Genomic DNA, 25,107 nt, shown 5'->3' with positions numbered 1-25,107 from the left:
TCCCACCTGATACTGCACCCGACCTGCCAACCTCGCCTGTGCAAGGCGCTGACTTTGCGATGTCATACATTTTCCGTTAGTCACATTCCCATACGGGTCCGTTTCCTAATGGCAAACTGCAAACATAAAGAGAGTTGATCTCATGAAGAACTGGAAGACTCACTTGAAGAGAAATTACATGCTCAACCGGATGCTGGTTGTTGTTTCCTTTGCGGTCTGTTCGTTCATACTGAATACAGGCGAAGCGGCTGAAATACCGTTTCAGGTTTCGCCGGAAAAAACGACGTTGACTGGTCTGCTGGATTATTTCCAGATTCAGGTCCCCGTGTTACAGGACGGAAAAATTGTTGGCGACCTGACACATCAGTCGCGTTTTACCAGTCTGACACCGAAAATCGTGGAAGTGAACTCGGAAGGTCTCGTACGTCCGGTTGGTTTTGGCGACGGAAAAATTCAGGTGGAACATGCTGGCAAGAAACGCGAAATTTCCGTGACCGTGAAACCGACTCCGAATGGAAAGAACGCCAGCTTTGTCAAAGATGTGGTTCCTGTTCTAAATAAAGGGGGTTGCAGTCTGGGAGGTTGTCATGCGTCTCAGTTCGGTAAAGGGGGCTTCAAGTTATCTTTGTTTGGTTATGCTCCCGAGCAGGATTATCCCGAGATTGCCCGCGATGACCGGCAGCGCCGGATTTCCATTTTGCAGCCTGAGAAAAGTCTGATACTTCAGAAAGCGTCGATGGCGATCGCCCATGGCGGGGGAAGACGATTTGCGAAAGATTCGTATGAGTATCGAATCATGCAGACTTGGATTTCCGAAGCGGTGAGCGAAATCGACGACAAGGAACCCAAAGTGGTTGGCATGGAACTGACTCCCATGTCGCGGCGTTACAAAAAAGGGGACGTCCAGCAGTTGCGAGTGATTGCCGAGTATAGTGATGGTTCCAAACAGGATGTGACTGCGCTGGCTCAGTATGACAGCCTGATCGAAAATATTGCGACGGTTTCGCCACGGGGGAAAGTCGAAATTCAGGGTCCAGGCCAGACCGCGATTATGGTGCGGTATATGGGCCAGGCAAAAATTTCGACGGTCGTTTCGCCTTACAAATCAAAGGTTAATCTGGCTGATTTCAAACCGAATAACTTTATTGACGAGCATATTAAAAAACGCTTCGAGCAACTCGGCGTTGAGCCATCTCCGCTTTGTTCAGACGAAGTGTTCATCCGCCGTGCGTTTCTGGACACGATTGGTACTTTACCGGCACCGGAAAAAGTAAAGGCATTTCTGGCTTCCAAAGCTCCCGACAAACGGAGTCAGCTGGTAGACGAACTGCTGGGTCTCACCGGCGATCCGGCACGTGATGTGTATGTGGAATCATGGAGTGCGTATTGGGGGATGAAATGGGGCGATTTGCTGCGAATTAACCGGAATAAAGTCGGTGATGGCGGCATGTGGGCGTTTTCGAACTGGATTCGTCAGTCCTTGCGTGAGAACAAGCCGGTGAATGATTTCGTGACCGAGATCATTACAGCACAAGGTTCGATTTATGAGAATGGACCTGCTAACTATTTCAAGATTGCGACCAAACCGGAAGATCTGGCTGAAGCAACTTCGCAGATCTTCTTAGGAGTGCGTCTGCAATGTGCGAAGTGTCACCATCATCCGTTTGAGGTTTACAGCCAGAAAGACTATTACAGTCTGGCTGCATTCTTCACGCGCGTGGGCAATAAAGCCAGCGTCGATTTCGGTGCATTGGGGGCAGACACGGTGATCAAAGTGAAAGGCAGCGGTTCAATTCGTCATCCACGGACACGGAAAACGATGGAGCCAACTCCGTTAATGGGTGAGCCGATCGACGTGACCTCGTATCGTGATTTTCGGCGTCCTCTGGCACGCTGGATTACTGCGCCTGATAATCGTCTGTTTTCGAAAAACATGGTGAACCGTTTCTGGTCTTACTATATGGGTTCCGGCTTTATTGAACCCATTGATGACATGCGGGAAACCAACCCGGCTTCGAATCCGGAACTGCTGGAGGCACTCGCCGATCATTTTGTGGAGTCCGGGTATAACCTGAAAGAGTTGATGCGGGCGATCATGAATTCGCGGGCTTATCAGTTGTCTTCAGAGCCACTACCCGAAAATGTCGCGAAGACTCGTTTCTATACGCATTTCAATGTAAAACGCTTGCCGGCAGAAGTGATGCTGGATGCGATCGACGATCTTACCGGCGCTCAGGAACGATTCCGCGGTGTGCCTGAGGGAACGCGGGCGATTGAACTGCCCGACCCGAACTATACTTCGTACTTCTTGGATACACTGGGACGCCCCAAGCGCGTCATCACCTGCGAGTGTGAACGCACCAGCCAGCCGAATCTGGCGCAAGTGCTGCAGGTAGCCAACGGCAAATTGATCAATCAAAAGCTGGCAACGAAGAATGGACGGATTGAACAGTTGTTGAAAGCAAAAGCCCCCGATCATGAGGTCTTCACCGAAATGTATCTGGCCGCCTTCAGCAGATATCCCACAAAACAGGAACTGGCAAACTGCGATCAGATCGTCAAAAGTTCGAAAGATAAGCGGGAAGGCTACCAGGATGTGATGTGGGCCATCAGCAACAGCCGCGAATTCCTGTTTAACCACTAAGTCGCTCTGATTGGATCACAGTTTCAGGTGGCACCGTTGGCTTGCCCAACGGTGAATGGGAAGTCGCGGAACTGTTATCAATCAAACCATTCAGGGGGTAGGCCCTGTCATCGTCGTGTAGGGGGCGACCCATGTGTCGCCCCGCCTGGCAATGTTCGGACTGTTAAAAACCGATCTGATGTAACTGGCCTGATTGTGTGTATGCGGGCGATGTCTTCAAGGCGAACCTTGCGGGCTGACACATGGGTCAGCCCCTACGCCGGGGTTGGGTCGTCTGTTCTATAACCGACACGCGGCTTCACGGTTTTTGTTTCTGTTTCTTTTGGGCCGTCTGCTTGCGGTAATATTCGGAAATGATTTTGCCTTCGTAACCAGATCTCTCCCAGGCGGGCCAGAGAGGCGCTTCGGCCTGAACTTCTTCGTAAATGTCCTGCATCTGCTGTTTCATTTTTTCGAAGATCTCCCGTTCACTCTCTGAGCGATCGGTGGTTTCGGCGATGTCATCCTGAATGTGATACAGTTCGAAGCCGGTGAGCTTCGCCCGTTTCAGATCGATGAGTTCCTGTTCGGTGATGCTGCCCGAAGGTTTGGGAGTGGGAACATCCAGCCGTGCCAGCAGTTTCCATTCGCCATCGCGAATGACGACTTTCGGCTCGTTGCGTGCCCGATTGAACTGCCAATACAGGGGTTTCGCGCGTTTGAGCGGCTCCCCTTTCAAGAGCGGCAGAATATTCGTGCCATCCAGGACACGGTCTGTGGGAACGGGAATATTCGCGGCTGCACAGAGAGTCGGCAGAATATCAACGCCACACACGGGGACATCGCTGGTGGTTCCCGGTTTGACATGAGCGGGCCATTGCACAATTCCGGGGACACGAATGCCCCCTTCATAGGTGGCCCCTTTTTTATCGCGGAGCGGCCCAGAGGAACCGTGCGGATGGCGTCTGGTGATCGCCGGGCCGTTATCGCTGGTGAAGATGATTAACGTATTATCGCGAAGTTTTTGGTCTTCGAGCGTTTTCAGGATGCGGCCAAAGGCGTCATCCATCTGAGTGACATTGCCGTGATGTGCGGGCAGGGTGGAGCCTTCGGGCGCGGTATATAGTTTACGGAATCGTTCTGCACTGGCGATCGGTTCGTGTGGTTCGTGAAAACAGACAAACATGAAGAACGGTTTTTCTTTATCGCGCAGGTTCACGAGCCAGTCCTCGGCTTCATCGGCGACGAGTTGGGCCGCATAGCCTTTCTGCGGTCCAACGGGTTTCCCGTTTCTGACAAAATTGAACGGATTTTCGTGAGTCGGCAGGGCATTGTTCTGAGTGGAAAACCAGTGGTCAAATCCGTGATCAGAAGGTTGAGGTTGACCGACCAGATTGAACTTGCCGTTGAGATGCCATTTGCCCGTGTGACAGGTGGCATATCCGGCTTGTCGCAATAATGTCGCGATAGTGATTTCCCGTTTGCGTACATGCATCGGGGAGTACATGGGAATCCAGTTAAAGACGCCAACGCGGAACGGAGTACGGCCCGTCATCAGGCCGGTCCGTGAAGGAGAACAGTTTGGATGTGCGGCATAACAGCTGGTCAGCTTCAGACCTTCTTGTGCAAAACGGTCGATATTGGGACTTTTGATGACCGGGTGACCATAACAGGCAAGATCGCCATAACCCAGATCATCACAGAGGACCACCATAATATTAGGCCGCTCTGGAGACGGTTTCTGTTCTGTGTTTTCTGCAGAGTACAAGGCTGTTGTGAAGCACAGTGCCAGAATGAATGAGGCGGAAATCTTAAAGAATTGCATATCAAGTTGCCTTTCTGGATCCGCAGTAAGTTCCGCTGACTGAGCGTGATACTGCCGGATCTGTTTACCAGATGTTTCATTTATACTTAAAAGCAATTGGCACGGAAAAGCAACTCTATTCGACAGTTCAAAAAAAGAACCCCTTACACGATTCCTCGTATAAGGGGTCTTTTAAGTTCATTCTTCATTATGGAGAGTCGTCCACCACTATTTTAGAGTTGGCGGGTTCTGCTCTCTAGAAGCTGTCCAGGTCGCTACCATCTGCGGCAGTACCTTCATTATTTCCTTTGATTTCGCCGGTCGCAGGATTATAAATCCAACCGACAATTTCGTCGCCGTCTTTGGCAGTTTCGTCGGCATCGGTACCAGGTACGTCAGTCACGATCATGATTCCACGACCACCCGTGTAAGGGTTAGGAGGAACGTTACCAATCAGGTAAGGACCGAATGGCTTGGTTCCGACGGCACCTGTTGTGCCATCTTTGTCGCTGGCAAGCAACAATGCATCACGGAAATCGTCGGTTTTGGTTGAACCGTCGGCAGGATATTTTCCGTTGTGCTGGAACTTATACAGTTGAATCTGACTACGTAGTGTCTGCAAATCCTGTACGAGTACAGACTCTTTGGCGTCATCATTCGTTGATGTAAATTGTGGTAATACTGTTGCAGCCAAGATCCCCAGAATCACGACTACAATCAGGACTTCGACGAGTGTGAAACCCGCACGTCTTCCTCTTTGTTGTGTTGTTTTAATCATTGCCCTTCTCCGAGTTTTTTACAAATGTGTCTAACACATTAGTGTTGTTTGAAAGTGTTACCAGGAGTCCCCCCTTGATTCTTCCCCTCGGGAAAGCATGAGAACTCTAAGCGCTACTGGATTGAAAGTGTGTGATGTCTGTTATTATAAATCACAGCTCAGATTCCAGATTGCATTAGCCTGTATCAGAAGGGACGCCGACTGACTGGCCATCGAAAATCTATGTTTTTTATGTTGGTAGTCAATTTAATTTCAGGAGAATTTATAGTTCAGGTGCCGTTCTGTGATGAATGGATCGATTGAACTGATTGCGCTTGAGGAGCTTTGAAGAAATTAAGTGAAATCCCTTATTTGAGGTGGATCGGGCTACGTTTGTTGTTAAGGGGATTGGGGGTCGGCGAGAGTTTGCGGTGTGTATTGGTTGTTCGGGTTGGGCAAAGTGCGTCTCGTTTCAGAACTGATAAAGTCCGTTTATAATGGGCTGAGATTTACCTCCGATTCTATGAACCGTGGCTATCATAAATGAAAGCCATCCTGCTGGAGATGAGCCCGGGATGTTGAAATGGTTGCTGAAAAAAGATGTCGTTTTCTGGTGGAGACAAACTGACCTGGTGAGACTTTCCTTATTCAGGCTGGTCGCGCTGTTTGTTCTTTTAGAAGGAACGGTGTGCGCAGATTCTTTCGTAAACTATGACGTTAGCAGACAATATAAGGTGGAATTGACAAAGCGGTCTGACATGGGAGAGGCCAGTCTGCGTGAGCATACGATTGTCTGGCATCCTGCGAAGAGAAAGTATTACCTGCTGACCGATGTGATTTCCTTAAACAGCAAATATCATCCCAATACATATGAATCCGAGATCCATCTTTTTTCGAGTAAGGATTTATCGAACTGGCACTATCACGGAGTGGCGATCCGCAAAGGGAGCACGACAGAAGCTTACGATCTTCATGGCGTCGCCAGTCCTGTCGCAGCAACACTGAAGGATGGGAAGATTTTGTGTCCTTTCAGCGCACGCCGAACAGAGAAATTTACCCGTCGCAGTGTTGGCCTGGCTTATTCCAACAATGATCCGGAACAAATTCCCTGGAATAAAACAGAGCAACCGATTTCGGATCTTGTAGGAGAAGATGACGATACTGCGCTCGTAAGCGATGCCACTTGTGACCAGTTTCATTTATATCATCGTACGGCGGGACCGAACGGCTATCAGATAATCCATCGAACATCGTCTGATCCAATGCAGTTCGACTCCTGGTCGAATGCGGTCGTCGTTGCGCCACCTCCCAAAACTGTTCGTGCTCAGGAGTTAACAGGAGCGACGTTCGTTGAAGGTGCTTACCATCTGTTTGTGATCGAACATTTCTTTAAGGGAGGTGCCCAAATTGCGCATCTGGTTTCGCCCTGTCCCGAGGGGCCCTTCCAGTCCTTTCAGAAAAATGAGCGCTATCTGCAACCCGGCGACCAGCCTCGGAATGTGATCTATAGTGGCCATATTACACCCGTTGTTAAGAACGGTACTTTAGCTGCGTTCTTCTGGACTGTTTCACAGAAGGGAAAGCGGTATGGTCTTCTCGGCCATCCAGTGCAGAAGAGTCCCTGATGTAGGTCATGTATTTTTTAAGTGATTGGGGAGTAAAATAAGACAAGCCACCAGAGTGTTCTCTGATGGCTTGTGAGAGAATCTGATTTCAGATGCATCTTTTAGTGGACGCGTTGTCCGGGCACGGCGCCTTCATCGGGGGAAAGCAGAAAAACATCTTTTCCGCCCGGACCGGAGGCGAGGACCATGCCTTCGCTGGTACCGAATCGCATTTTACGTGGCTTGAGGTTCGCACAGCAGATGACCAATCGACCGACCAGCTCTTCCGGGTTGTACGCGCTTTTAATACCGGCAAACACATTGCGGCGTTCATCACCACCCAGACTGAGTGTCAGCTGTAGTAGCTTGTTGGCTTCGGGAACGGAATTCGCTTCCACGATGCGGGCGACACGCAAGTCGACTTTCACGAAGTCGTCAATCGTGCATTCGTCCGACATCGGTTCCTGTTCGAGGGCTTCGCCGCTGTCGTTCCATTGCGAGGCGGCTGCTTCACTCTCGGCTGCTGCGGCTTCTTCTTTTGCTTCATCAGTCATGGCTTGTACCTGTTTCTCTTCGATACGTTTAAATAAGTGTTGGAATTTATTGACGGCAGTGCCGGTCAATGGGGTTTGGGCCTGATCCCAGTTTGTAATGGGATCATTCAACAAGTCGCCCGTTTGTTCGGACAGTTTGGGAAGTACGGGGCTTAAGTAAATCACAATCTGTCGAAACAGATTCAGCGCGATTGTGCAGATATCCTGCAGGTCCTGCTGGCGGCTTTCGTCTTTCCGCAGTTCCCATGGTTTTTGATCTTCGACATATTTATTGGCGCGGTCGGCCAATGCGAGAATTTCTCTCATGGCGCCATTATAGTCACAGTTTTCATAAGCGGCCGCGATGGTCTCACTCTGACTGGCTGCATGGGAAAACAGACCTCCGTCGTCCGGATACGATTCGGAAAGTCCCGTATTCGCCACAAACTTGGCAGAGCGACTGGCCAGATTGACCACTTTGCCGACCAGATCCGAATTGACTTTCTGAATAAATTCATCCAGATTCAGATCGAGATCATCCAGTCGCGATCCCAGCTTGGATGCGTAATAGTAACGCAGGCAAGCAGGATCAAGGTGATTCAGATACGTGGATGCTTTGACGAACGTCCCTTTACTTTTAGCCATCTTCTCACCGTCCACAGTCAGGAAGCCGTGAATGTGGACCTTCTCTGGCAGATTAAAGCCGGCAGTTTTGAGCATCGCAGGCCAGAACAGCGTGTGGAAGTAGGTGATGTCTTTGCCGATGAAGTGATGAACTTCGGTTTCGGAATTCTTCCACCACTGGTCGAAGTCTTCATTCGTCTTTTCACACCATTCGAGCGTCGAGGCGATATAACCAATGGGAGCATCAAACCAGACATACCAGTAATTGCCCGGGCTGTCCGGAATTTCAAAACCAAAGTAGGGTGCGGGGCGGGAGATATCCCAGTCGCGGAGCGGGTCGCCTAAGAAGTGTCCTTTGAGATAGTTGGCGACTTCCGTTTGCAGATGTGCGCCGGACTGTGTCCACTCTTCCAGAAACGGATGCAAGTCTTCAATGCGAACGAACAGATGATCGGCGGTGCGAACTTCCGGCGTGGTATCGGAAAGCGTGCTGACCGGGTCAATCAGGTCGGCTGGTGTGTAGGTGCTGCCGCATTTGTCACAGTTATCGCCGTACTGATCCGTGGCTTTACACTTCGGGCAGGTTCCCTTCACAAAGCGATCTGCCAGGAACGTGTTTTCCTGCACGTCGAATAACTGGGTCACTTCTTTTTCATGGACCAGTCCTGCTTCGCGGAGCGCTGACCAGATCTCGTGACAGATTTTGCGGTTTTGTTCGCTGTTGGTGCTGCCGTAATTATCGAATTCGATGTTGAAGCCGGTGAAGTCGGCGATGTGTTTTTCACGCACATCCGCGATCAATGCTTCTTCAGAGCGGCCTTCCTGTCGGGCGCGGATCATAATCGCGGTGCCATGCGTATCGTCAGCGCAGAAGAAACGGCAGTTGTGTCCGCGCAGTTTCTGGAATCGGACCCAGATATCGGTCTGGATGTATTCCACGAGATGGCCAATATGAATATCACCGTTGGCATAAGGCAAGGCAGCGGTGACTAAAATGCGACGTTGGGTCATGATAATTCCGGCTCAACAAAGATTTATTTCGACGACTATACTAACGTTATTTCAAATAGACACGGGAAATGCAGGGTGGTTCAGAAGAATGGTCTTCGATTTGTGCCCGATGCATACGATTGCGGTGTCCCGGAGAATCCCGATCTTTTACTGGGCGTTGATTGTACGCCCGTCGGTCCGATCCCGCAATCGAGCCGGAAAACCAGCAAAAACCAGGTTATAAGGCGCGGGGATTTAACATCAAGGGGCCTTCAGAGGAACAGAGGGCATTCACCAGATCGAGCTGGCTGACGATGCCGATCTGTGTACCATTCTGATAAACGGCCCCGTAGGCGGAAGAGGAATTTCTCAAGAGGTAGAGTGATTCGAGCATACTGAAATCAGTTTGTAATTGAGGCATATTATAGACGGCCGGGATGATCGGGGAGGGAGAAGTAATCAGATCGACCAGTTTGATGTAGGCCGTCCATTCACTCTGATTTCCACGGGCGCGAATCGGGATAAAGGAAAGCTGGTTCTGTTTGGCAAGTTCGATGATTTCGGCGGCTTCTGTTGTCCGCGTGACCCCCGTGATTTTCTTGAGTGGAATCATAACTTTGAGGACGGATTGCGCAGCCGTGCTGAACATCCCGCGTACCAGTTGTTTTTGCGAGTTGCCAAGCAGACCTTCGAGGTGCCCCTCTTCCAAAACTTTGGCCAGTCTCTGGCGTCCCAGCACCAGCTGCGCGGGTTTGTTACGATCAGGAGAGAACCGTTCCAGCAGGCGTGTGATCGAAACCAGGGGAACGCTAATGATCCAGAAGGCTCGATAAAACAGATCAAACCAGAAACAGTACCGTTTCAAAAGCATCGACGGCGCCCGATAATACAGGTTTTTGGGAACGAGTTCTCCAAAAATAAAAATGATCGGGGTGAATAAAATCGTTGTGATAATTTCCGCAGAGCCACCCGACTGCTGAAACAGCTCGGCGACACCAATGGAAATCGCAATCGTGGTCAGGTCATTTGCCAGATTGTTTCCAATGAGCGTGGTGGCGACAAAATAGCTGGGATTTTGAGCAAACCAGCAGAGTCGTTTGGCGACTTGGTCACCATGGTTCGCGTCGATGTTCAATCGCAGAAAACTGACACGGTAAAAACCTGTTTCGGAACCACTGAAAAGGGCCGAGAGGCGCAGGCCAATAGCAAACAGAGCCACTGCGCCAATAAGAGGGAGCCAGTTCAACGTAGAATTCAACCTTCCGCACGAAAATAAACAAGACGCTTTCCCAGTGGATACGTCATCAATCGGTGATGAATTCTCTTGAAACAGGGGCAAACTTGCAAGAGGTGTCCCGATTTCTACGATGAAATTCAGTTACTATTTTCAGGCACTCTTCATCTGAGGCCTACCATTTTCACGATCTATGACCTATGTTTTAAGGGCAGTCTGGTTACCCAGTTTTCTCATTTTGACAATCGCTGATCCGAGAATGCTGCCGCTCCAGGATTGTGGCTGGCTCGTGAAGTGGTCGGCCAGTCTAAGTCGCTTCAAAATAAGAGTTTAGCCGAGTCCTTTTCATATAAGTAAGATGTTATGAAAGTACAGCAGTTTTTAGATCATCATGGAATTACCGAAAATCCGTTCGGGCAGGAGGATGCCCAGAGCGATCATGTATTTAAGGAATTCTGTCTGAACGGGACGCATCATCCAGTGTGGGATAAAATATTTTCCAATCCCGCCAATCCTTCGACGTCGGTCGTGTTTGGCGAGAAAGGAGCCGGCAAAACGGCGATCCGGATGCAGATGATCGAACAGTTACAAAAACATAACACGAATCATCCCGACAACCGTGTGTTCGTCATTGAATACGATAATTTCAATCCATTTCTCGACTGTTTTCGCGAGCGGTATTCGGGCCGGAAACGGAGACCCGAACGACTGCTTTCGTACTGGCGATTGTGGGACCACATGGACGCGATTCTTTCGCTGGGAGTGACTCAACTCATCGGTCAGATGATCGAGCCAAATAATTCGGCAGAGAACAATTTTCGGTCGGTTTCAAAATCGCAGGTAGCGAATCTGACTCACTTGGAAAAGCGGGACCTGCTCTTGCTGGCGGCGTTTTATGATCACAGTCTCGATATGCCGGCGGTCCTGCGCTGGAATCGATTGCGTAAGAAACTGAAATTCGGTTGCTGGAAAACCGAGTGGGAACGCGGCCTCGGATTTTTAGTAACCATGGTGACCGTCGGTTTGGTCTTTTATCTGGGTGACTGGAAAGATTTCCGTCAGTGGTGGATCTGGCTGATCATGTTTGCCGGCTGGGCGCCCTGGTTATGGAGACAAACAACACTGATGTGGAAAGCGTGGCGGGTCACCCGCGAAGTGCGCGTGTTTGATCATCTGCCGAATGCGCTCAGAAAAATTCTGATGCGGATCGAACGCCGGGAACTCGCCGGCCAGCCAATTCCCTGTCGGGATCGCAGTGATGACCGTTATGAGTTGCTGACGAAATTCCAGACGATCCTCAAGAAACTGGGCTTCACGAACATTGTGATTCTAGTGGACCGCGTGGATGAACCGCATCTGGTCAACGGCTCTGCCGAGCGTATGCGTGATCTGCTTTGGCCGATGTTCGATAATAAATTGTTAAAGCATCCGGGCGTGGCGTTTAAACTGTTGCTGCCTTCAGATGTAGTCTATTATCTCCAGCGGGAAGAGAAGGAATTCTACGAACGTTCGCGGCTGGATAAGCAGAACCTGGTGACATCGCTGGATTGGACGGGCGAGTCGCTGTACGATGTTGCCTGCGATCGCGTACGGGCCTGTTCCACAGATCACGGCTCCGGCCACTCGATCAAGGATCTATTTGACGATTCGATTACCGAACAGGAATTGATTTCACAATTTGCACAATTGCGAGTGCCGCGGCATTTGTTTAAGTTTCTTTACCGTTTGATCGTTGATCACTGTAATCGCTATACGGTTGACAATCCGAGCTGGAAAATCAACCGGGAAACACTGCATAAAGTGTTAAGCCTGTTTCAGCGTGATCTGGAAGCCTTCGATCGGGGAATGGGAACAGGTTGAAAATGGTCTGGGGTTGCGGTAGCTTAGAAGGGTAACAAACCCATACTTCATCCCACCGGAATCATCTTCATGCAATCGAATCTCAACCGACGCCAGATGCTGGCTGCAACAGGCGGCGTCTTAGCGGCTGGTCTTACTGCGACTACTTCTGCGCTCGCTGCTCCCTCCCGCACACGCAGTGCCGCTGAGCCCTTTGGCTACTGTTTTAATACGAGTACGATTCGAGGTCAGAAACTCGGGATCGTGGAGCAGATCGATCTCACGTCCCAAGCCGGCTACGATTCAATCGAACCCTGGATGCGCGACATCGACGATTACGTCAAAGCCGGCGGTTCGCTGGCTGACCTGAAAAAACGCATTCAGGATGCCGATCTCACTGTCGAGAGTGCCATCGGCTTCGCGCAGTGGATTGTCGATGATGACGCAAAACGCAAAGAAGGACTGGAACAAGCCAAGCGTGATATGGACACGCTACGTCAGATTGGTGGAATTCGGATCGCAGCCCCTCCGACAGGAGCGACCAATCAGACGGATTTGAATCTGTTCGAAGCAGCCAAACGGTATCGGGCGTTGCTGGAGTTGGGCGATCAGATGGGAGTGATCCCACAAGTCGAGGTCTGGGGCTTTTCCAAGTCACTGTCGCGTTTGGGAGAATCAATGTTTGTCGCCATTGAAAGCGGTCACCCAGAGGCTTGTCTCTTGCCGGATGTGTATCATATTTATAAAGGAGGCTCAGATTTTGCCGGACTGGGTTTGCTGAGCGGCTCTGCGATTCAGGTTTTCCATGTTAATGACTATCCCGCCGATCCACCACGCGAAACGATTAATGATTCGCATCGTGTTTATCCCGGCGATGGTGTGGCGACACTGTCGGAAATATTCCGCATGATTCATCGGGCTGGTTTCCGAGGCGCGTTATCGCTGGAATTATTCAACCGGGATTACTGGAAACAGGACCCGCTGGTTGTGGCGCAAACCGGCTTGCGAAAAACCAGAGAAGCGGTTCTGAAAGCGAAACTCGATCAACCGATCAAAGCTGACTGAACGTGAAACGGATTGCCCTCTTATTTGAGTTTGGCTCGTTGAATGGGGGCGAGCATTCGATGCTGTCCGTGCTCGCGCGGCTGCACGGGCGATCGTTTGAATTCACAGCATTTTGTCCGGCAGAGAGTCCGTTAGCCGCGCAGCTGGCAGCACTGAATATCGAATGCCACCCGGTCTCCTTTCATGACAGAGACGGGCAGCGTTTGGCGCGGGAAGACATCGCAGCGCAGATGCTCCCCACTTTGCAAGTGGGCGGCTTTGATTTACTGCATGCGAACAGTCTTTCGATGTCACGTTTGACCGGCGCTTTCGCAACACGGTGGCCGGTTCCCTGTTCGGGGCACTTGCGGGATATCATGAAGCTCAGCAAAGCCACGATCCGGGATTTGAACCAGAACCGGTGTTTGGTTGCGGTTTCCGAAGCCACCCGAGCGTTTCACATCGCACAGGGGCTTGCGCCGGAGAGGGTCACCGTCTGCTATAACGGCGTGGATGTCAAACGCTTTCAACCACGACCGGCGACAGGGGCGCTGAAACAGGAACTGGGACTTCCTGACGAAGCAAGGCTCTGCCTCACCATCGGACAACTCGGGCTCCGCAAAGGGCAGGATGTTCTTGCGGAAGCAGCGGCGCTCCTGGCAGCGCAGGGAGACCAGAGTACGCATTTTGTACTCGTCGGAGAACGGAACTCACAGAAGCAGGAGAGCATTGACTATGATCGGGAGATTACGACTGCTTTCGCGCAACCGGGGTTAAAGGGCCGCCTGCATCGGCTGGGATATCGGGAAGACATCCCGTGGTTGATGAACGAAGCCGACCTGCTGGTGCATCCCGCGAAACAGGAACCGCTGGGGCGGGTGCTGCTGGAAGCGATTGCCAGCGGTTTGCCAATCGCGGCGACGGATGTTGGCGGGACTGCAGAAATCGTGACACACGAAGTATCTGCATTACTCGTCCCCGCCAGTAATGCAAGGGCCTTAGCCGATGCGATCAAACGGACGTTAAGCGATCGAAGTCTCAGTGAGTCCCTCGCGGAGGCGGCCCGGCAACGGGCATTGGAACAGTTCACCGGCGAACAGGCGGCCGAACGCATGGCATCGTTTTGGCAGGAATTGTGCGGTTAATGTTGGCAGACCGGCTTCAGGAACGATCACTGGGGTGAAATTCTTCCCAGCGTTTCCAGGCATAATCCCATTCCATCCAGAGTCGCAATACGGACCAGAGGATACGCATTTTACTTAACTGTTCAGGCGGAAGTTTTGCCTGTGATTCAACAGCATCCTGAGTTGCTGATGCCAGCTCCCAGTGCTTTGCCAGTTCACGACAGAGATTGTCGGCAGTGAGATCGATGTCGGCGTCTGCGGAAACAAAGCCGGCAGCATCCGCCATGACAAATAACTCGAACAACTGACTGCGGTAGGGATCCAATTCCAGAGGTTTCGTCTCCGCTTCTGCTTCGCTGACCAGTTTGGCAACGCGTTGGATAATATCGTTGGCTAATTCACGGGAGGCGGAAGATACATTTTGACTGGGATCGATCGACATAATGGGGCTGTTTACTCTCTTCAACACTTGGCTTCTGCTTAAATCCAAATACAAAAACAGACTTTGCGCAGGTAGGGCAAAGTCTGTTTAGAGAATATCGAATTTCGTTCGCTTCAGCAACCATCGCTGTTTTGATTCAGGAGTTCCTTCCTGAAAACCGCCAGCGATTTGTGCTGACTTACGGCAGGATGAAAACCAGGCCGGTTGCTGTAAGTCCTTCGGTAATGGCTGCTTTAGTATTCCAGGGAATTCCATTGATGCGTTTAGGCGTGTATTCGCCTGGACGATAGTAGCCCAGAGGGTAAATCCTTTTTCGCACGGGGTCGATGCTCATCTGATAAGGCAGCGCGAGTAATTGTCCGGTGAAGCGTCCGATGGAAACGAAAGGCTGAACCAGATCTCTCCGTGAATTCCCGTAGCGTTCCAGGTTGGGGTCCTCAAAATAGAGTGGATTGTAATTCAGGTTTGATGCTTCCCAGGTATAAATACTTTCGGTGAAGTTGCGACCGACATAGGGTTCGCGACTTAACTGGAATTCTTTCGGACATTCCATCACCATCGCCCCCTCTGCATCAGAGAGTTTGCAGGGTTTGCCATCCGGTCGAGGGCAGAGGTTTCGGCATGGCTCATTTTTGGCAATGTCCGGATCGGGTTCATAATCAAAGAAGGGGCTGATGCCGGCAATTTTCTTCAGCAGGTGCGGCGTTTCGTCTTCAAGATCTTGTCCGGCATATTTCGAGTCGTCATATCCGGGAGACGCAGCGTCCTTTTCAAAAGTTTTTTGTTTGTTGATAAAACGGGACCCGCTGGAATTCTCCTCCGGGAACAAAGGATAACTCGGATTCGTATTGCCACTGGCGTTTGCCGGTGCTGGTGTGTTGAATTTGAGATTGGTCGTGGAATTTTGGGTTCCCGTTGATTTCTCTTCCAGGCCGATTGTTTTGAATGGTTCTGCGATCGGTTCCAGGGTAGTTGCTGGCACGTTTGCGTCAGGAGTTGAAGCCGGTTGTGTGACTTCAGGATTTGTTGGCGCGGTCGGCGTTGAAAAATGATCCGGAATTTTGCGGAATTCGGGAACGAGCTCAATCGGGTCAGAATTTTTATTCGATTTGCGTTGTTCCCGGCGTTCTTTTCGTTCTTGCTTCTTCAGCTCACGTTTACTCTCGCGTGAGAGCGACTCCCAGCGCTGTTCCGGAGAACGACTTTTCAATTCTTCCCAGGTTTGAGCAGTTTCAGCTGATTGAGAAAGAAAAGGGTCTGTCGAACTGGATGGTTCACCTGCGACAGAGAAAGGGCTCGTTCCCAGCGTGAGTGCAACAGCCAGTAGCCATCGTAAATGGCGACTATTCCATGGAATGTTCGGCTGTGTAATTTGGTGCTTCCTGAGTGACTGAAATATCATGCGGATGGTTCTCCCTAACCGTTGCTGCAGAAACCTGAATAAAACGAGCTTCTGTTCGCATTTCCGCGATAGATTGGACGCCTAAATAACCCATGCCTGCCCGTAGTCCACCTACGAGTTGATAGAGCAGATTCTGCAGCGGACCTTTATAAGGCACGCGTCCTTCTACTCCTTCAGGTACCAGTTTTTTAGCAGTGTCCTTTCCATCTTGACTGATTGAACTTTGGCGGTAGCGTTCGCTACTACCTTTAACCATTGCTCCCATCGACCCCATACCACGGTAGCGCTTAAAGCTACGACCCTGATACAGAATCAACTCACCCGGACTTTCGTCCAGACCGGCGAGCAAACCCCCTAACATCACCGTATGAGCACCGGCTGCCAGTGCTTTGGCGATGTCACCACTGTAACGAATCCCCCCATCGGCGATGACTGGGATTCCAGTCCCTTCCAATGCTTTCGCAGCATTGGAAATGGCCGTTAATTGCGGCACACCGACACCTGAGATAATTCGCGTTGTACAGATTGATCCGGGCCCAATTCCGACTTTGACGGCATCGGCACCTGCATCTGCCAAGTCACGGGCACCCTGTTCTGTCGCCACATTTCCGGCAACTACATCGATGTCCCATCGGCTTTTAATTTCTCTCACGGTCTGTACGACATTGCCGGAATGGCCATGCGCACTGTCAACAACCAGGAGATCAACGCCCTTCTCAATCAGTAAAGCGGCTCGTTCGAAATCATGCACACCCACCGCAGCTCCCACACGCAGCCGTCCTCGTGAATCTTTTGAGGCCAGCGGGAACTGCATCGTCTTGTCGATGTCTTTAATCGTAATGAGCCCCTTCAGTTGATAATTTTCGTCAACCAGCAGAAGTTTCTCGACCTTATTTTCCAATAATATCCGCTGTGCTTCTTCAAGCGTTGTATCTTCCGCAGCCGTTACAAGCTTATCTTTCGTCATTACTTCGGAAATGCAGGTGTCTGGGGAGTCAAGAAATCGTAAGTCTCTGCTCGTTAAAATTCCCGCAAGCTTCCCATTTTTCGTGACAGGAACCCCTCCGATGTTTCGCCGTTGCATGATTTCGGCAGCTTCTGCCACTGTGGCTTCGGGGGGCAGTGTGACCGGATCGACAATCACGCCGTGTTCGCTGCGTTTTACCAGGTCGACCTGCATTGACTGTTGTTCCGGCGTCATATTCTTATGAATAACGCCAATACCGCCTTCCTGGGCCATGCCGATCGCCATATCACTTTCGGTGACGGTGTCCATGGGGCTGCTGATGATGGGAACATTGAGGGGGATATTTTTCGTGAGTTGGCTGGCAACACTGACTTCGGAAGGCATCACTTCACTATAAGCAGGTTGCAGCAGAACATCATCGAAGGTTATTCCCTGACAGATAATACGATCTTCCATTGTTCCTCTCCTTCGCGTCTCTTTAATGTATTTTCTATAATGGTTCGATTTTACAGGAAAATATTTTTTGTAAAACCAGTTCCTGGCCTCTTGGACTGGGCTCTGGTTGTGTGTTTCTAAATACTTGCTTGTTGTGCGATCTGTTCCTGAAACGAATTTGCGAGTGCAATCATTTCAGGTACGGTGAGTTCTTCCGCCCGCGTTTTTTCTTTATCAATATTGTGGGCTAATAAAATTTCATCAACGGCCGGCTTGGATAGCTGCTTGCTGTACATGCCTACTAGAGTGCTCCGCATCAATTTTCGCCGGTGCTGGAAAATCCGTCTCAGAAAATCCTGAAAGAAGACACGGTCTTTGATCGTTTTTTTGAGTGGCGGGTTCGGCGTGAGTTGTACGATCGCGGAATCCACTTTTGGGCGCGGCCAGAAAACTGTGGGCCCCAGTTTTTTCAAAAGTTTGACAAAGCATTGCGACTGCAACCAGACCGACAGTGCACCATAATTGGAAGTCGATGGTTTACAGGACATTTTTAAACCGAGTTCATACTGAATCGTAACGACCATGCGATTCCAGGGGAGGTCAGAGGCAACGATGTTGGATATAATCGGTGTGGCGACATTGTAGGGCAGATTGGCAACCAGTTTGAGTTGACTGCCGGGATTGGCGGCCAACTGTTCTTCTATCGCATTGATTACCGTGGGCGACAGGTGGTTTTTATTTTTTAAGGCGTCACAGTTGAGTAGTGTGATATTGTCGTAGCGTTGGGTGGCTTCACTGGCCAGCGTATGCATGTTGCGATCGTATTCGACCGTAATCACGTGCCGGGCCTTCTGTGCCATGAAAGTGGTCATTCCGCCGGTTCCGGTGCCCACTTCCAATACGATGTCCTGCGGTTGAATATGGCCGTGTTGAACGACGTATTCGATGATATTCAGATCGATCAGAAAGTTTTGGCCCAGATCAGAGCGCGGGTTAAAGCCATGCCGCTCGAAGAGCTGCATTAAATAAGATCGAGTCTGCCTTTCATCTTCTTTCATTGAAACCATCAAGTGTTATGGGAATGAGTTTCGTTACGTACTTCCCGAGGATATCTGTTTCGATATTCACAACGCTGCCAACCTGTTTTTGGCCGAGTGTGGTTACTTCCAGAGTGTGCGGGATGAGCGCGATACTGAAAGCGGTTGGCTGGCATTCCACAATCGTCAAACTGATTCCATCAATGGTGACCGATCCTTTGGGCACCATCTGCAGGGCAAGTTCCTGGGGAACATCGAACCACATTGTAATCCATTCTCCGTCCTGGTCGATGGATTTGATCGACCCCACGCCATCCACGTGACCTTGGACAAAGTGCCCCCCCAGTCGCCCATTCGCTGCCAGAGGACGTTCGAGGTTTACCTGATCACCGACGGAGAGCAGACCCAGATTGGTTTTTGCCAGAGTTTCTGAGCCGGCCTGAAATTTCAGGAAACTGTTGTTAATTTCAATCACAGTCAGGCAGCAGCCATTGATGGCCACACTATCACCGATGTGGGCCTCATGAATAATGAGTTCCGGAATCTCAAGCGTTAAATCGATGGCAGAGCCGTTCGGTTCCAGAAGATGAACGGTACCCCGGCCCTCGACCAGTCCCGTAAACATCGGCGACAGCACCTTCAGGGTTTTCGATTATCAGGGGGTTAAACCGCTCAGTTTCTCAAATTTGTCTCGATTTGTATAGTCGCCCGGAGACAACTTCTTCCCAAAAAGCCCGAATTGGAGACGAAAATGCAAAATAACAGAATAAAACCGGGATCGCCAGTTCCCGGACCAGGAAGATCAGGGCCATCGAGAAAACAAGCTGTATCACATGCCGCCGGCTGCGTTGTCCGGTGAACAACTGGTTAAACACATGAGCATATCGAATCCGTGAAACCATCAGAGCAGCCACAGCCAGAGTGATCAGCGGGAGTGCCATTTCCACTGCCGGGATCAGCCACTGGGCAAGTGACTGGGTAATCGAATCGGGTTCGGTATCGGCCAGCTTATACAGGCCACGCATGGCGATGGGGAAAGAAGCGACGGTTCCTGCAGCCGCCGGAGAAGGGAGCCCGCTGAAACCTTCGTGCGAGTCATCCTCATCCGTTTCCACGTTGAACCGGGCCAGTCGGAGAATGGTACAGACGGCAAACAACAGGGCGATGACCCAGAGGAGTCGGGGGTGGTAAAATTCTGTATTAAACTGAATCATCTGCAGCATCAGGAAGGCAGGCGCGATACCGAAACTGATCGCATCGCACAAACTGTCGAGTTGCGCGCCGAATTCACTGGTTTGATTGGTCCAGCGGGCAGCGCTACCATCGAGAGCGTCAAACAGCATGGCTACGAAAATTAAGACTGCGGCAATAAACAGGTGCTGGTTTTCGAACGAATTGAACAGGCCGGGTGAGGTGCCCAGCATCCGGGTTAAACCGCCGCTGGCAGTCTGGCCGAGGTACTCGGGACCGACTTTTGCGGCATAGGTGATCGCGCCGAAACCGCAGGCGGCATTCCCCAGCGTGAGTAACGTCGGGAGCACAGCGATCAGTTTACGCTTCTTTTTCATCTGTTTCCTCGGTAGTTGATCCATGGGTCTAGTCCCGCGCTGCATATTTTGCCAGGATGCTCGAACCGGCTTTCAGTTTATCACCTGGTTTTGCCAGAATTTCCAGACCTTCTTCTTTGGGAAACACGATCACGGTTCGCGAACCCAGTTTGATCATACCAAACTGGGCGCCCTTGGATAATTCGTCTCCCGGCTTCAACCGACACACGATCCGACGGGCAATGGCACCCGTGATTTGTTGTACGAGCATCGGTCTCATAGTAGGTTCGGGGGTTTGCAGGTAGATTTCCAAACGCTCATTTTCCCGCGTTGATTCGGGACGGAGTGCATTCAGACATTTACCGGGTCGATAGGTCAGCTTTATTATTTTGCCTGCAGCGGGCATGCGGTTGATGTGGACGTTAAAAATGGAGAGAAAGATACCGATTTCAATGGCAGGGCCGCCTATGAATTCGTGGTGGTCGATTTCTTCGATGGTATCGAATGTTCCATCGGCGGGGGAGACGACCACGCCTTCTCCTTCAGGAATCTTACGCCTGGGGTTGCGAAAGAACCAGACGATTTCCAGACCAAATAAAAACAGAGTGAAGACCAGCAGCCAGCCTATGATCGCGAGGATACCCGACATCTGGCTGGACAGAATCAGTCCTGCTAGCACCGCCATACCCCCGAAGAACAGCGTTGAGAGCACAATCAGTTCTGCCAACCCTTCCCGGGCAAACGGCAGACGACTGCGGTAGGCAAACGGATCATCTTGTGCGTCCCAGTAGTAGCCTCCCTGATTTTCGTAATATTTTAAATCGCGCGGGTCGAGCACCTCGTGCGGGCAGGGGTTGAAATCGCCTTTGCGCGTGCTCTCCATTTTCTGGATATAGCCACGCCGAAACGTTTTCAACCAGAATCGCCGCCAACGTCCCCAGAGCATTTCCAGGTTGATAATCATACCACCCCCCGGCTGGATTGTTTTCAGCTGGGGGTCCATCGCTTCGACAGCAAGCGGGGCGTACGATTTTCCTGTTGTTTGCTGGCTGGTTTGTGGTGAAGTTGAACTCATCGGGAGATTATTTCAGTTGGGATGGTTTTGAAATGGGGGATTCTTTTTTTATTTCCACAGACCCCGATTGCTTGGATCGGGAACACTCCAGTTTAACATGCAGAGACCAGTCTGACGAGATTGGGCAGCGATCCAGGCTGGTATTAATCGGTTTTCCAGCCAGCCATTTCCTCGAATCGAAACAACCTGTTCAAGGTCTCTGTTTTGTGTGGTCCTTAGAAAATGGTGAGAGGGGGCCTGTTTCCAGAAGTTCGGCTTTTATGCTGCATCTGTAATCCTGGTCACAGTTTGGGAGTTTTGTAGACAGACGATTTTTTCAGGTCTGTGAAAGATTCATACAATCTAAACTGAGTCATTTGAGCTTACTCCTGCTTTCTGCTAAAAAGATGCTTCTTAAACAGAGAAAATATCAGAAATTGTTGATGTGTTGCCGGTGCGACACATCGAGTTCATTTATCTTTGAGGAATTACAAACGATGAGTATTGCCATTAGTTCCGTTCATGCCCGTGAAATTCTTGACAGTCGCGGGAATCCCACCGTGGAAGTGGATATCGAGCTGGAAGATGGAACTGTTGGTCGCGCTGCGGTGCCCAGTGGTGCCAGCACAGGCATGCACGAAGCCTGTGAACTGCGTGACGCCGATAAAAAAGACCGTTTTCTGGGCAAAGGCGTTCAGCAGGCGGTTCAAAATGTAAACACCGAGATTGCCGATGTTCTGGTGGATCTGGATGCTTGCGACCAACTGTTGATTGACCGGGTCATGCTGGACCTGGATGGAACCGAAAATAAATCGCGTCTGGGAGCGAATGCGATTTTGGCTTGCTCTCTGGCATCTGCTCACGCAGCAGCACACGCTTCTGATCTGCCGTTGTTCCGTTACCTGGGTGGCGTGGGAGCGAATCGTCTACCGGCCCCGATGATGAATATCATCAATGGTGGTGAGCACGCCAGCAATGGGATCGACCTGCAGGAATTCATGGTGATGCCGCTGGGCTTCGATAACTTCAGTGATTCTCTGCGTTGTGGAACCGAAATTTTCCACTCGTTAAAGAAAGTCCTTTCTTCCAAGGGACTGAGTACCGCTGTTGGTGATGAAGGTGGATTTGCTCCGGATCTGCCGAACAGTGAAGACGCGATTGATGTTATTTTGACCGCCATTGAACAGGCAGGTTACAAAGCCGGCGATCAGGTCAAGATCGCTCTGGATGCCGCATCAACCGAATTCTACAACTCGGAAACTGGAATCTATACGGTTGAAGGCCGGGAATTCGATTCCGCAGGCATGGTCGATTTCCTTGCATCCTGGGTTGAGAAGTACCCGATCTGTTCAATCGAAGACGGTCTGGCAGAAGACGACTGGGATGGTTGGAAGCTGTTAACAGACCGTCTGGGAGACAAAGTGCAACTGGTGGGTGATGACCTGTTCGTGACCAATCCCAAACGCTTGCAGCGCGGCATCGATGAGGGAATCGCCAACAGTATTCTGGTCAAAGTCAATCAGATTGGAACACTGTCTGAAACCATCGAAGCAGTCCAGTTGGCAGGCCGCAACGGTTACACCGCTGTGATGAGCCATCGTTCTGGTGAGACTGAAGATACCACAATCGCAGACCTTGCCGTCGCTTTGTGTACCGGTCAAATCAAAACAGGTTCTGCCAGCCGAACCGATCGGATCTGTAAGTACAATCAGTTGCTCAGAATCGAAGAAATTCTGGGGAATGAAGCCACCTTTGGCGGTACGATTTCCTGATCCAACCAACTTGAAAATTGAAAATCAGCTCCCCTTTGCGCAATCGAAGGGGAGCTTTTTCATGCGCTGTTTTCTAATCGGCAGATTGGTAATAAAACGAGTAACCGTTACCGTTTGCCAGTGGATGAAGAGTCTTCAGTCGGAATGACGATTTTGATTGAAGGGGAAGCGTGTTGTGGTTTCCCGCGTGTACTTGAATCAATTTAGATCGGGCTTAAATATTGTGTCTGACACACAGAATCAGAATGAAGAATCCAGTCTTGGCTGGATGATTTCACTGACATTCTGGATCTTTCTGTTTATCGCGGCGAGCTTGTTTGCTGCCGTGGTGTTGGCCCCCCGCTATTTGTCTTATCTGAATTTACAAAACGAGTATCTGGCCAATCAGGTCCAGCTGGTCTCGCTGGAAAATCAGGTTGAGTATCTGCGAGAAATCGCCCATTCTTTAGAGCACGATCCCGAATTTCGTTCGGAAGTGGCGCGTGTTGATTTTGATGCAGTTCGCCCGGGCGAGGAGCGAATTGCCGTCGATCCCGATCTGGCGCTGGACGTTCCTCAATGGGATCCGGGAAAGAAAATTCCGGTCTCAAATCGGTCCTGGTATGTGCCGATGCTGGGGGTCCTGAGTGAAAATCAAAAAGTCCGTTCCTCAATTTTGCTGACGGCTGCTGTGATCGTTGTTTTAGCCTTTACTTTTCTGCATGAGTCGCAGTCCCGACAGTTGGAGACCGTCACACAGTCAACGCGTGATGTTTTGGGTCTGTTGCTGTCGCGGTATCGGATACCGGATGACGATTCTTCGGATTATGAGGAAGGGGACGACTGATTGTACCGGTTGAACTGCCTGGGGGCGGTGCTGTCGATTGTTTCGCGTGTGGCTGTTGTTGTGGTCTTAGCTATTGTTCTCAAGGATAGTGTTGTTTGGATTGTGTCTGGAATAGCTGCCTCTTGAGTCAAATCTCCCTCAAAGTAAGTCACAGAAATAAATTCATTCTGGCTGATGTATCACCAGAGACGATTTCTGTATTAGTCGCATATAAGAATATTCATCAGTGAAGGGCATCACAGAATGAAAAGAGAGGCAAGCGCTGCAACCTCTTTAGCAGCAGAATTCCGAATGAGACGCTGGGCACGGATCAATTATGTTTCAGCAGACCTGCGTAAAGAAACATGGAATCCGATTGTGTTAGATGAAATGAGAATGAAGGACCAGGAAATGCGTGAAGCAAAAGACAACAGCATGAATGTTCGTGTTTCGTCGATGTACGTGCCATTGGCTCCCGGTGTCACATGTCGCATTGATGAGCCACATGAAGAAGCCTCAACGCCGCACATCTTGAAAATGCAGGATCCCTCGACTCGTTATCTTCGTCAGCTGGCGACGGAATTGATCGACGACTAAACGAGCATCCTGAGTTTATTTTCTGGGACCGACATAGTCATCGACAAACGCATCCAGCAATAAAACATCCAGCCGGTCCATTTGTTCTGACTTTTCATCGCCGGTTTTAAGTGGCGGTTCGTAATCGGCGGCGGCGGTAATTCTGATCCGCTTGGGGGCAATTCCCTTTTGGATCAGATAAAGCATCACATGGCGTCCCCGGTCATAGGTGAGAACCAGTTTGTCTTGAATCGGGCAATCGGCGGGCAGTGGGTTCGTTGAAGTATGTGACCGTAATTCGATCTTGTTGGGTTTCCCCGCCAACTCCGGGATGATTTCGTCCAGTTTCTCTTTGCGTGCTGCATTCAGATCAATGTCTATCTGATTATAGAGCAAGGCTTCACCCACTTTGACGGGAACTCCCTCCCGCGTACGGTAGACTCGGACGTCCTTACCTTCTAGCGAGCGTGTTTTAATCCCCCCTCTTCCACGATCAGGGCTGTCTGTAAAGGCCCCCAGCATGCTCATTTGTTCGACGAGCGAGTTCATGGGGAAATATTTTCCCGGAGGAGAGACCGGACCGGTGCGGTATCCCGTATATTTTTGAATGGATTCCAGAATCGCCCGGTACTTTTCATCGTTGACGATTTCGCTCAAGGAAACCAGCATGATGAAGAACGTGAGCAGAAGTGACATCATATCACCATAAGTCACGACCCATTCCGGAACTCCTGGTGGGCCATCATCTTCCATGATAATGCATTCCTGGAGTGTCGTTTAAATGCCAAGTGAAGGATCGGCAGGATTTGCCGATGCGCCAGGAATTCCAGCTCCTGGTATTAACAGAATCGTCACCAGAGGTGCTGGAACTTACCGGATTTTTGTGAATCAAAC

Annotated in this window: 20 protein-coding genes; 8 read left to right on the top strand and 12 right to left on the bottom strand. The window is 50.6% G+C overall.

The window, feature by feature from the left end:
* Positions 1–142: 142 nt before the first annotated feature.
* Entirely contained in the window at positions 143–2,644 is a 2,502-nt protein-coding gene (locus Pan241w_RS27635) for a DUF1549 domain-containing protein (protein WP_145222514.1), read from the top strand.
* Positions 2,645–2,942: 298 nt separating this feature from the next.
* On the opposite strand, the gene Pan241w_RS27630 is transcribed toward Pan241w_RS27635, so the two are convergent.
* Positions 2,943–4,448 (bottom strand): sulfatase-like hydrolase/transferase, encoded by a 1,506-nt coding sequence (locus Pan241w_RS27630; protein WP_145222512.1) that lies wholly within the window; start codon positions 4,446–4,448, stop codon positions 2,943–2,945.
* Between the two features lie 235 nt (positions 4,449–4,683).
* Positions 4,684–5,205 carry a type II secretion system protein gene (locus Pan241w_RS27625; RefSeq protein ID WP_145222510.1) on the bottom strand — a complete coding sequence of 174 codons (522 nt, stop codon included), beginning with the start codon at positions 5,203–5,205 and terminating at the stop codon, positions 4,684–4,686.
* A gap of 713 nt (positions 5,206–5,918) precedes the next feature.
* Here Pan241w_RS27625 and Pan241w_RS27620 point away from each other — a divergent pair.
* Positions 5,919–6,809, top strand: a complete 891-nt coding sequence (locus tag Pan241w_RS27620) for a glycoside hydrolase family protein (RefSeq protein WP_198000189.1) — start codon at positions 5,919–5,921, stop codon at positions 6,807–6,809.
* Positions 6,810–6,910: 101 nt separating this feature from the next.
* Here Pan241w_RS27620 and metG read toward each other — a convergent pair whose 3' ends face one another.
* Positions 6,911–8,956, bottom strand: a complete 2,046-nt coding sequence (gene metG / locus Pan241w_RS27615) for a methionine--tRNA ligase (RefSeq protein WP_145222506.1) — start codon at positions 8,954–8,956, stop codon at positions 6,911–6,913.
* Between the two features lie 217 nt (positions 8,957–9,173).
* Entirely contained in the window at positions 9,174–10,181 is a 1,008-nt protein-coding gene (locus Pan241w_RS27610; RefSeq protein ID WP_198000188.1) for a CNNM domain-containing protein, read from the bottom strand.
* A 351-nt stretch (positions 10,182–10,532) separates the two neighbouring features.
* On the opposite strand from Pan241w_RS27610, the gene Pan241w_RS27605 reads away from it, so the two are divergent.
* The 3 genes from Pan241w_RS27605 (at position 10,533) to Pan241w_RS27595 (ending at position 14,197) form a co-directional block, all read left to right on the top strand.
* Positions 10,533–12,029 (top strand): hypothetical protein, encoded by a 1,497-nt coding sequence (locus Pan241w_RS27605; protein WP_145222502.1) that lies wholly within the window; start codon positions 10,533–10,535, stop codon positions 12,027–12,029.
* Between the two features lie 69 nt (positions 12,030–12,098).
* Positions 12,099–13,073, top strand: a complete 975-nt coding sequence (locus Pan241w_RS27600; protein WP_145222500.1) for a sugar phosphate isomerase/epimerase family protein — start codon at positions 12,099–12,101, stop codon at positions 13,071–13,073.
* 2 nt (positions 13,074–13,075) lie between these two features.
* Complete coding sequence (locus tag Pan241w_RS27595) at positions 13,076–14,197, top strand: glycosyltransferase family 4 protein (protein WP_145222498.1); 1,122 nt, start codon at positions 13,076–13,078, stop codon at positions 14,195–14,197.
* A 16-nt stretch (positions 14,198–14,213) separates the two neighbouring features.
* On the opposite strand, the gene Pan241w_RS27590 is transcribed toward Pan241w_RS27595, so the two are convergent.
* The 7 genes from Pan241w_RS27590 to Pan241w_RS27560 all read right to left on the bottom strand — a co-directional run bounded on the left by Pan241w_RS27590 (position 14,214) and on the right by Pan241w_RS27560 (position 21,081).
* Entirely contained in the window at positions 14,214–14,642 is a 429-nt protein-coding gene (locus Pan241w_RS27590; RefSeq protein WP_232107297.1) for a hypothetical protein, read from the bottom strand.
* A gap of 154 nt (positions 14,643–14,796) precedes the next feature.
* A complete protein-coding gene (locus Pan241w_RS27585; RefSeq protein ID WP_145222494.1) occupies positions 14,797–15,828 on the bottom strand; it encodes a hypothetical protein in 1,032 nt (343 codons plus the stop codon).
* A 133-nt stretch (positions 15,829–15,961) separates the two neighbouring features.
* Positions 15,962–17,443, bottom strand: coding sequence for an IMP dehydrogenase (gene guaB / locus Pan241w_RS27580; RefSeq protein ID WP_145222492.1), 1,482 nt, complete (start codon positions 17,441–17,443; stop codon positions 15,962–15,964).
* A 116-nt stretch (positions 17,444–17,559) separates the two neighbouring features.
* Positions 17,560–18,480: a 16S rRNA (adenine(1518)-N(6)/adenine(1519)-N(6))-dimethyltransferase RsmA gene (rsmA, locus tag Pan241w_RS27575; protein ID WP_145222490.1), complete on the bottom strand. Its 921-nt coding sequence runs from the start codon at positions 18,478–18,480 to the stop codon at positions 17,560–17,562.
* Positions 18,467–19,084, bottom strand: a complete 618-nt coding sequence (locus tag Pan241w_RS27570) for a riboflavin synthase (protein ID WP_145222488.1) — start codon at positions 19,082–19,084, stop codon at positions 18,467–18,469. The genes rsmA and Pan241w_RS27570 overlap by 14 nt, the downstream gene beginning before the upstream one ends.
* A gap of 55 nt (positions 19,085–19,139) precedes the next feature.
* Complete coding sequence (gene pssA, locus Pan241w_RS27565; protein ID WP_145222486.1) at positions 19,140–20,027, bottom strand: CDP-diacylglycerol--serine O-phosphatidyltransferase; 888 nt, start codon at positions 20,025–20,027, stop codon at positions 19,140–19,142.
* Positions 20,028–20,055: 28 nt separating this feature from the next.
* Positions 20,056–21,081: a phosphatidylserine decarboxylase gene (locus Pan241w_RS27560; RefSeq protein WP_232107296.1), complete on the bottom strand. Its 1,026-nt coding sequence runs from the start codon at positions 21,079–21,081 to the stop codon at positions 20,056–20,058.
* Between the two features lie 476 nt (positions 21,082–21,557).
* On the opposite strand from Pan241w_RS27560, the gene eno reads away from it, so the two are divergent.
* From eno to Pan241w_RS27545, 3 genes are all read left to right on the top strand, one after another.
* Positions 21,558–22,832: a phosphopyruvate hydratase gene (eno, locus tag Pan241w_RS27555; protein ID WP_145222484.1), complete on the top strand. Its 1,275-nt coding sequence runs from the start codon at positions 21,558–21,560 to the stop codon at positions 22,830–22,832.
* Positions 22,833–23,055: 223 nt separating this feature from the next.
* Positions 23,056–23,658 carry a hypothetical protein gene (locus Pan241w_RS27550; protein WP_145222482.1) on the top strand — a complete coding sequence of 201 codons (603 nt, stop codon included), beginning with the start codon at positions 23,056–23,058 and terminating at the stop codon, positions 23,656–23,658.
* A 291-nt stretch (positions 23,659–23,949) separates the two neighbouring features.
* On the top strand, positions 23,950–24,234 hold the full coding sequence (locus tag Pan241w_RS27545) for a hypothetical protein (RefSeq protein ID WP_198000187.1): 285 nt from the start codon (positions 23,950–23,952) through the stop codon (positions 24,232–24,234).
* Positions 24,235–24,249: 15 nt separating this feature from the next.
* On the opposite strand, the gene Pan241w_RS27540 is transcribed toward Pan241w_RS27545, so the two are convergent.
* Positions 24,250–24,966: an OmpA/MotB family protein gene (locus Pan241w_RS27540; protein ID WP_145222478.1), complete on the bottom strand. Its 717-nt coding sequence runs from the start codon at positions 24,964–24,966 to the stop codon at positions 24,250–24,252.
* Positions 24,967–25,107: the final 141 nt, after the last annotated feature.

Source organism: Gimesia alba (genome assembly GCF_007744675.1).
Lineage (GTDB): Bacteria > Planctomycetota > Planctomycetia > Planctomycetales > Planctomycetaceae > Gimesia > Gimesia alba.
Note: the sequence above shows the minus strand (reverse complement) of the source record. Positions and strands in the feature narration are given on the sequence as shown.

Bases quoted from the DNA above. Each gene is read 5' to 3' on its own strand.
- Pan241w_RS27625 (WP_145222510.1), bottom strand. From the start codon at position 5,205: ATGATTAAAACAACACAACAAAGAGGAAGACGTGCGGGTTTCACACTC.
- metG (WP_145222506.1), bottom strand. From the start codon at position 8,956: ATGACCCAACGTCGCATTTTAGTCACCGCTGCCTTGCCTTATGCCAAC.
- rsmA (WP_145222490.1), bottom strand. From the start codon at position 18,480: ATGAAAGAAGATGAAAGGCAGACTCGATCTTATTTAATGCAGCTCTTC.
- Pan241w_RS27560 (WP_232107296.1), bottom strand. From the start codon at position 21,081: ATGAGTTCAACTTCACCACAAACCAGCCAGCAAACAACAGGAAAATCG.
- Pan241w_RS27635 (WP_145222514.1), top strand. From the start codon at position 143: ATGAAGAACTGGAAGACTCACTTGAAGAGAAATTACATGCTCAACCGG.
- Pan241w_RS27545 (WP_198000187.1), top strand. From the start codon at position 23,950: ATGAGACGCTGGGCACGGATCAATTATGTTTCAGCAGACCTGCGTAAA.
- Pan241w_RS27630 (WP_145222512.1), bottom strand. From the start codon at position 4,448: ATGCAATTCTTTAAGATTTCCGCCTCATTCATTCTGGCACTGTGCTTC.
- pssA (WP_145222486.1), bottom strand. From the start codon at position 20,027: ATGAAAAAGAAGCGTAAACTGATCGCTGTGCTCCCGACGTTACTCACG.
- Pan241w_RS27600 (WP_145222500.1), top strand. From the start codon at position 12,099: ATGCAATCGAATCTCAACCGACGCCAGATGCTGGCTGCAACAGGCGGC.
- guaB (WP_145222492.1), bottom strand. From the start codon at position 17,443: ATGGAAGATCGTATTATCTGTCAGGGAATAACCTTCGATGATGTTCTG.
- Pan241w_RS27570 (WP_145222488.1), bottom strand. From the start codon at position 19,084: ATGTTTACGGGACTGGTCGAGGGCCGGGGTACCGTTCATCTTCTGGAA.
- Pan241w_RS27605 (WP_145222502.1), top strand. From the start codon at position 10,533: ATGAAAGTACAGCAGTTTTTAGATCATCATGGAATTACCGAAAATCCG.
- Pan241w_RS27540 (WP_145222478.1), bottom strand. From the start codon at position 24,966: ATGGAAGATGATGGCCCACCAGGAGTTCCGGAATGGGTCGTGACTTAT.
- eno (WP_145222484.1), top strand. From the start codon at position 21,558: ATGAGTATTGCCATTAGTTCCGTTCATGCCCGTGAAATTCTTGACAGT.